At 68.7% G+C, this 6,131-nt stretch carries 5 protein-coding genes; 4 read left to right on the forward strand and 1 reads right to left on the reverse strand.

The features are described from left to right. Window positions 1–14 precede the first annotated feature (14 nt). Complete coding sequence (gene gatC / locus LRR16_RS13270) at window positions 15–314, reverse strand: Asp-tRNA(Asn)/Glu-tRNA(Gln) amidotransferase subunit GatC (protein WP_006580203.1); 300 nt, start codon at window positions 312–314, stop codon at window positions 15–17. Window positions 315–1,023: 709 nt separating this feature from the next. Here gatC and LRR16_RS13275 point away from each other — a divergent pair. The 4 genes from LRR16_RS13275 to mrdA all read left to right on the forward strand — a co-directional run. Beyond that, window positions 1,024–2,067, forward strand: a complete 1,044-nt coding sequence (locus LRR16_RS13275; RefSeq protein WP_023264573.1) for a rod shape-determining protein — start codon at window positions 1,024–1,026, stop codon at window positions 2,065–2,067. 214 nt (window positions 2,068–2,281) lie between these two features. Continuing rightward, window positions 2,282–3,331 (forward strand): rod shape-determining protein MreC, encoded by a 1,050-nt coding sequence (mreC, locus tag LRR16_RS13280; RefSeq protein WP_064574865.1) that lies wholly within the window; start codon window positions 2,282–2,284, stop codon window positions 3,329–3,331. Next, window positions 3,328–3,840, forward strand: coding sequence for a rod shape-determining protein MreD (gene mreD / locus LRR16_RS13285; RefSeq protein WP_006579990.1), 513 nt, complete (start codon window positions 3,328–3,330; stop codon window positions 3,838–3,840). The genes mreC and mreD overlap by 4 nt, the downstream gene beginning before the upstream one ends. A 60-nt stretch (window positions 3,841–3,900) precedes the next feature. Next, a partial coding sequence (mrdA, locus tag LRR16_RS13290; protein WP_232206205.1) for a penicillin-binding protein 2 occupies window positions 3,901–6,131 on the forward strand: 2,231 nt, incomplete at its 3' end.

Below are 6,131 nucleotides of genomic sequence, written 5' to 3' on the forward strand. Positions count from 1 at the left end.
CGGGCGTGGGACCGTTATTCGATCACCTTTGGCACCAGATACAGGCCGGCCTCGGTGGCCGGGGCCGGACGCTGGTAGTCGTCGCGCCGGTTGGGCTCGGTGACGACGTCGTCGCGCAGCCGCTGCTGCATTTCGCGTACCGCCGACAGCGGATGCGCCAGCGGTGCGACGCCGCTGGTGTCGACCGCCTGCATCTGCTCGACCAGCGAGAAGAATTGATTCAATTGCCCGAGCGTCTGGCCGGCTTCGTCATCGCTGATGTCGATGCGGGCAAGATGGGCGATGCGCTTGACGTCGGATAGCTCGAGTGCCATGGCGTGGGTGCGAGGAATTCCAGAGGGCCCGGCAGTCCGGCGACAGGCCGGGACGAACCGGGAGAATGACGACCGTGGCGACCGTACGGAGATAGTCGGGAGGCGCTGAACCGGGCCGGGCCGGCGCGCCTCGGGCAGCGCCCTGTCGGGGCCCTTGCCGGCCCGGCGTCAGCCCGGAGAATGTGCCGCGCGCGGCGCCCCACAATCGTCAGAATTACAGGTTTTTTCAGGGCAATTTGCCGCCGAAACACGCGGAATTATAAGGTATCATTCCGTTTTGCCGCCGCCCCTGGCGGCGCCTTCGCCGCTTGGGACCCAGGACCCGGCCGCTGAAGGATGCCGGACCCGACTGCCCGCGGGGCCCGGACCAGGATCCTCCGATTAGACCGACTCGCTGCTGCCCCATCTTGGGTGCCGGGTCTGTGGCGCCCGGACCACCGTCCGGCCATCCGCCAAATGAAGTTTGGCGAACTTTCTGGCGCCGTCTAATCAAAGGTTCCCGTGGGAGTGCGTTCCGCCGGCTCGGCGGGCCCATTCCCCCAGCACTGTCGCGGTTCGCCTGGCGCACCGCAACGGCATGGGCGGGACCGTGGATGCGCGGACGACGCGCGCCGTTTCCATCGACGACATATGAATTTCGCGGCCGGCGCCAACGACTGGCGCCGGCCGCTTCGCATACCTGCGAACCCACCAGAAAACAGGACTCCTGATGTTCGGATTTCTCCGCAGCTACTTCTCCAACGATCTCGCGATCGACCTCGGCACCGCCAACACGCTGATCTACATGCGTGACAAGGGCATCGTGCTGGACGAACCGTCGGTGGTCGCGATCCACCTGGGCGGCGGCCCGAACGCCAAGAAGACCATTCAGGCAGTCGGCAAGGAAGCCAAGCAGATGCTGGGCAAGGTGCCGGGCAACATCGAGGCGATCCGCCCGATGAAGGACGGCGTGATCGCCGACTTCACCGTCACCGAGCAGATGCTCAAGCAGTTCATCAAGATGGTGCACGACAGCAAGCTGCTGCGTCCGTCGCCGCGCATCATCATCTGCGTGCCGTGCGGTTCGACCCAGGTCGAGCGCCGCGCGATCCGCGAGTCGGCGCTGGGCGCCGGCGCCTCGCAGGTCTACCTGATCGAGGAACCGATGGCCGCCGCGATCGGCGCCGGCCTGCCGGTGTCCGAGCCGTCGGGCTCGATGGTCGTCGATATCGGCGGCGGCACCACCGAAGTCGGCATCATCTCGCTGGGCGGCATGGTCTACAAGGGCTCGGTGCGCGTCGGCGGCGACAAGTTCGACGAGGCCATCGTCAATTACATCCGCCGCAACTACGGCATGCTGATCGGCGAGCAGACCGCCGAAGCGATCAAGAAGGAAATCGGCTCCGCCTTCCCGGGTTCGGAAGTGCGCGAGATGGAGGTCAAGGGCCGCAACCTGTCCGAGGGCATCCCGCGCGCGTTCACGGTCTCGTCCAACGAGATCCTCGAAGCGCTGACCGATCCGCTGAACCAGATCGTCTCCACCGTCAAGATCGGCCTGGAGCAGACCCCGCCCGAACTGGGCGCGGACATCGCCGAGCGTGGCATCACGCTGACCGGCGGCGGCGCGCTGCTGCGCGACCTGGACCGCCTGCTGGCCGAGGAAACCGGCCTGCCGGTGCTGGTCGCCGAGGATCCGTTGACCTGCGTGGTGCGCGGCTCGGGCATGGCCCTGGAGCGCATGGACAAGCTGGGCAGCATCTTCGCCTACGAGTAAGCCGGTCCGGCAAAGGATCGTTCCCGTGGCGAAGCGCGCCCTGCCCGCACCGCTGGCCGACGCCGGCCACGGGCAGGTCCGCCGCCGCGCCACCCTGGCCAAGCCGGCCGCCGCCCACCGGCGGCCCGTGCGACTTTGCCAATTCCGGTCCGCCCCCGGACGCCCGCGCGCGGCGTGCCGGCGACGCGGACCGCCACCGCCTGCGTACGGCTAAATGGATTACACGCCGCCACCGCTATTCAAGCAGGGCACGTCCGCGTTCGCGCGCCTGGTCATCTTCGTCACGATGGCGCTGGTGCTGCTGGTCGTCGACGCCCGCTTCGATGCGCTGTCCACGGTCCGGCAGGTCGCCGCCACCGTGCTGATGCCGGTCGAGCGCGCGGTGCTGGTGCCGCGCGACATGGCGCGCACCGCGTTCGACTATCTGCAGTCGTCCGCCGCGCTGGCCAGCGAGAACCGCGAGCTGCGCCGGCGCGCGGTGGCCCAGGCCGATGACGCGCTGCGCCAGGCCCAGCTCGAGGCCGAGAACCGCCAGCTGCGCAAGCTGCTTGACCTGAAGGAGCAATCGGCCACGCCGGTCACCGCGGCCGAGGTGCTGTACGACGCGCGCGATCCGTACAGCCAGCGCATCGTGATCGACCGCGGCAGCCAGCACGACGTGCGGGCCGGCTATCCGGTGATCGACGATCGCGGCGTGGTCGGCCAGGTCACGCGCGTGACGCCGTTCCAGTCCGAAGTCACGCTGCTGACCGACAAGGACCAGGCGATCCCGGTGCAGGTGGTACGCAACGGCCTGCGCAGCATCGCCTTCGGCGGCGGCAAGGCGGGCATGCTGGATCTGCGCTTCATGGCGGCGTCCGCCGATCTGCAGCAGGGCGACCTGCTGGTGACCTCCGGCCTGGACGGCGTCTATCCGGCCGGGCTGCCGGTCGCGCGCATCGTGCAGATCGAACGCAAGGCCGATACCGCGTTCTCGCGCGTCTACTGCGAGCCGGTCGCGGGCGTGCGTTCGCATCGGCAACTGCTGGTGGTGCGCTACGAGGCCGAGAAGCCCTCGCGCGACCTGCCGGCCGGGGCCGACGGCAAGAACGCCGGCGGCAAGGCCAGCAAGACGGACAAGGCGGGCAAGGCCGCCAGGACGGATAAGGCCGATCAGGCCGATAAGCCCGAGAAAGCGGAGAAGGCGCCGAAGGCGGATGCCGCGGCCACGGTCGCCACCGCGGCCGCGCCTTCGACCGCGCCCGGCCAGGAGCAGAAGCGGTGACCCATCCCCAATACCTGCTGCGGCCGGTCAACCCGGCCTTCATCGCGCTGACCTTCGTGCTGGCGTTCCTGTTCAACCTGCTGCCGTGGGGTGACATCCTGTGGGTGCCCGACATGGTGGCGCTGGTGCTGGTGTTCTGGAACATCCACCAGCCGCGCAAGGTCGGCATGGGCGTGGCCTTCGTGCTGGGCCTGCTGATGGACGTGCACGATGCCCGCCTGCTCGGCGAGCACGCGATGGCCTACACGCTGCTGGCGTACTTCGCCATCACGATCCACCGCCGCGTGCTGTGGTTCAGCGTCTATACGCAGGCGCTGCACGTGCTGCCGCTGCTGTTCATCGCGCATGCGGTGCCGGTGGTGATCCGGCTGCTGATGGGCGCGCCGCTGCCCGGCTGGCCGCTGCTGGTCGCGCCCGGCATCGAGGCGCTGCTGTGGCCGCTGGCCACCGGCCTGCTGCTGGCGCCGCAGCGCCGTTCGATCGACGTCGACGAAACCCGGCCGATCTGACGGCATGGCACTCCGTTCGCTGTTCCCCTCCGTGCCCCGACCGCCCGTCCACGCAGCACCATGACCGAAATCCGCAACGTCGAACTCGAGCTCGGCCGCTTCCGCCTTCGCGTGGCGGCCGCGGCGCTGTTCGCCGTGATCCTGTTCGGCCTGCTGTTCCTGCGCTTCTTCTGGCTGCAGTGGTACAAGCACGACCAGTATTCGGCCAAGGCCGAGGACAACCGCATCTCGGTGGCGCCGATCGAGCCGAACCGCGGCATCATCATGGACCGCAACGGCATCGTGCTGGCGCGCAACTATTCCGCCTACACGCTCGAGATCACGCCGTCCAAGCTGACGCAGTCGCTGGACGACACCATCGACGAACTGTCCGAGCTGATCGAGATCCAGCCGCGCGACCGCCGGCGCTTCCGCCGGCTGATGGAGGAGTCGCGCAGCTTCGAAAGCCTGCCGATCCGCAGCCAGCTGAGCGACGAGGAGGTCGCGCGCTTCTCCGCGCAGCGCTTCCGCTTTCCCGGCGTCGACGTGCGGGCCCGGCTGTTCCGCCAGTACCCGATGGGCGAATCGGCCTCGCACGTGGTCGGCTATATCGGCCGCATCTCGCAGCGCGACCAGCAGCGCATCGAGGCGATGGACGAGGCCAACGACGCCAATCCGGCCAGGTACGATCCGCGCAAGGACGCCGACAACTACAAGGGCACCAACTACATCGGCAAGATCGGCATCGAGCAAAGCTACGAGACCGAGCTGCACGGGCTGACCGGGATCGAGGAGGTCGAGGTCAGCGCCGGCGGGCGGCCGATCCGCACGCTGTCGACCGCGCCGGCGACGCCGGGCAACAACCTGATCCTGTCGCTCGACATCCGGCTGCAGCAGCTGGCCGAGGCGCTGTTCGGCGACCGCCGCGGCGCACTGGTGGCGATCGAGCCGGCCACCGGCGACATCCTCGCCTTCGTCTCCAAGCCGACCTTCGACCCGAACCTGTTCGTCGAGGGCATCGACACCGCTACCTGGAACGAGCTGAACAATTCGCCGAACAAGCCGCTGCTGAACCGCCCGCTGCGCGGCACCTACCCGCCCGGCTCGACCTACAAGCCGTTCATGGCGCTGGCGGCGCTGGCGACCGGCAAGCGCACCGCGAACTGGGGCATGCACGACCCCGGCTTCTTCACGCTGGGCAACCACACCTTTCGCGACGACAAGCCGGGCGGCCACGGCTGGGTCGACATGCATAGCTCGATCGTCGCGTCGTGCGACACCTATTACTACGCGCTGGCGCGCGACATGGGCGTCAACGCGATCCACGACTTCATGAAGCCGCTCGGCTTCGGCCAGCTGACCGGCATCGATATCGAGGGCGAGAACCGCGGCATCCTGCCGTCGACCGACTGGAAGCGCCGCGCCTACCGCAAGCCGGAGCAGCAAAAGTGGTATGACGGCGAAACCATCTCGCTGGGCATCGGCCAGGGCTACAACAGCTTTACGATCCTGCAGCTGGCGCATGCGACCTCGATCCTGGTCAACAACGGCGTGGTGATGAAGCCCCACCTGGTCAAGGCGATCGAGGACGCGGTCACGCGCCAGCGCCGCCTGACGGTGCCGAAGGAAAGCTACCGGCTGCCGTTCAAGCAGTCCGATATCGACGTGATCAAGCGCGCGATGGTCGGCGTCACGCATTCGGGCACCGCGGCGCGCGTGTTCGCCGGCGCCGCCTACGAGTCGGCCGGCAAGACCGGCACCGCGCAGACCTACTCGCTGGCCAAGGGCGAGAAGTACAACCATCACGCACTGGCCGAACACAAGCGCGACCACGCGCTGTACACCGCGTTCGCACCCGCCGACAAGCCGAAGATCGCGCTGGCGCTGATCGTCGAGAACGCGGGCTTCGGCGCGGCGCACGCGGCACCGATCGCGCGCAAGGTGATGGATTACTACCTGCTCGGCAAATGGCCCGCCGAACTGGCCGAGATCGCGCCGCCCGCCTCGGAGCGCGCGCACGGCCTGCCGCCGGTCGATACGCCCAGCGTGTTCACCACCGGCCATACCGCCAGCATCGCCAGCGCCAGCGCGATGGGGAACACGCTGGCCAGCGAGGACGGGGAAGGCAAGCCGGGCGGCAAGGATCAGCACGACAAGGCGGGCGAAGGCGAGGCACGCGAAGGCGGCGCCAGCGCGGTCGCCGCGGCGCCGGACATCGATCCGCAGGCGATCGCACCGGCCTCGGCGCCGGTGACGCTGGGCGAGCGCATGCGCCAGGCGCTCGGCCACACCAGGCCGCCGCAGGACGGCGC

Origin of the sequence: Cupriavidus sp. UGS-1 (assembly GCF_021213615.1) — a bacterium.
GTDB lineage: Bacteria > Pseudomonadota > Gammaproteobacteria > Burkholderiales > Burkholderiaceae > Cupriavidus.

Coding starts and splice junctions, on each gene's coding strand:
- mreC (WP_064574865.1), top strand. CDS start 2,282: ATGGATTACACGCCGCCACCGCTATTCAAGCAGGGCACGTCCGCGTTC.
- gatC (WP_006580203.1), bottom strand. CDS start 314: ATGGCACTCGAGCTATCCGACGTCAAGCGCATCGCCCATCTTGCCCGC.
- LRR16_RS13275 (WP_023264573.1), top strand. CDS start 1,024: ATGTTCGGATTTCTCCGCAGCTACTTCTCCAACGATCTCGCGATCGAC.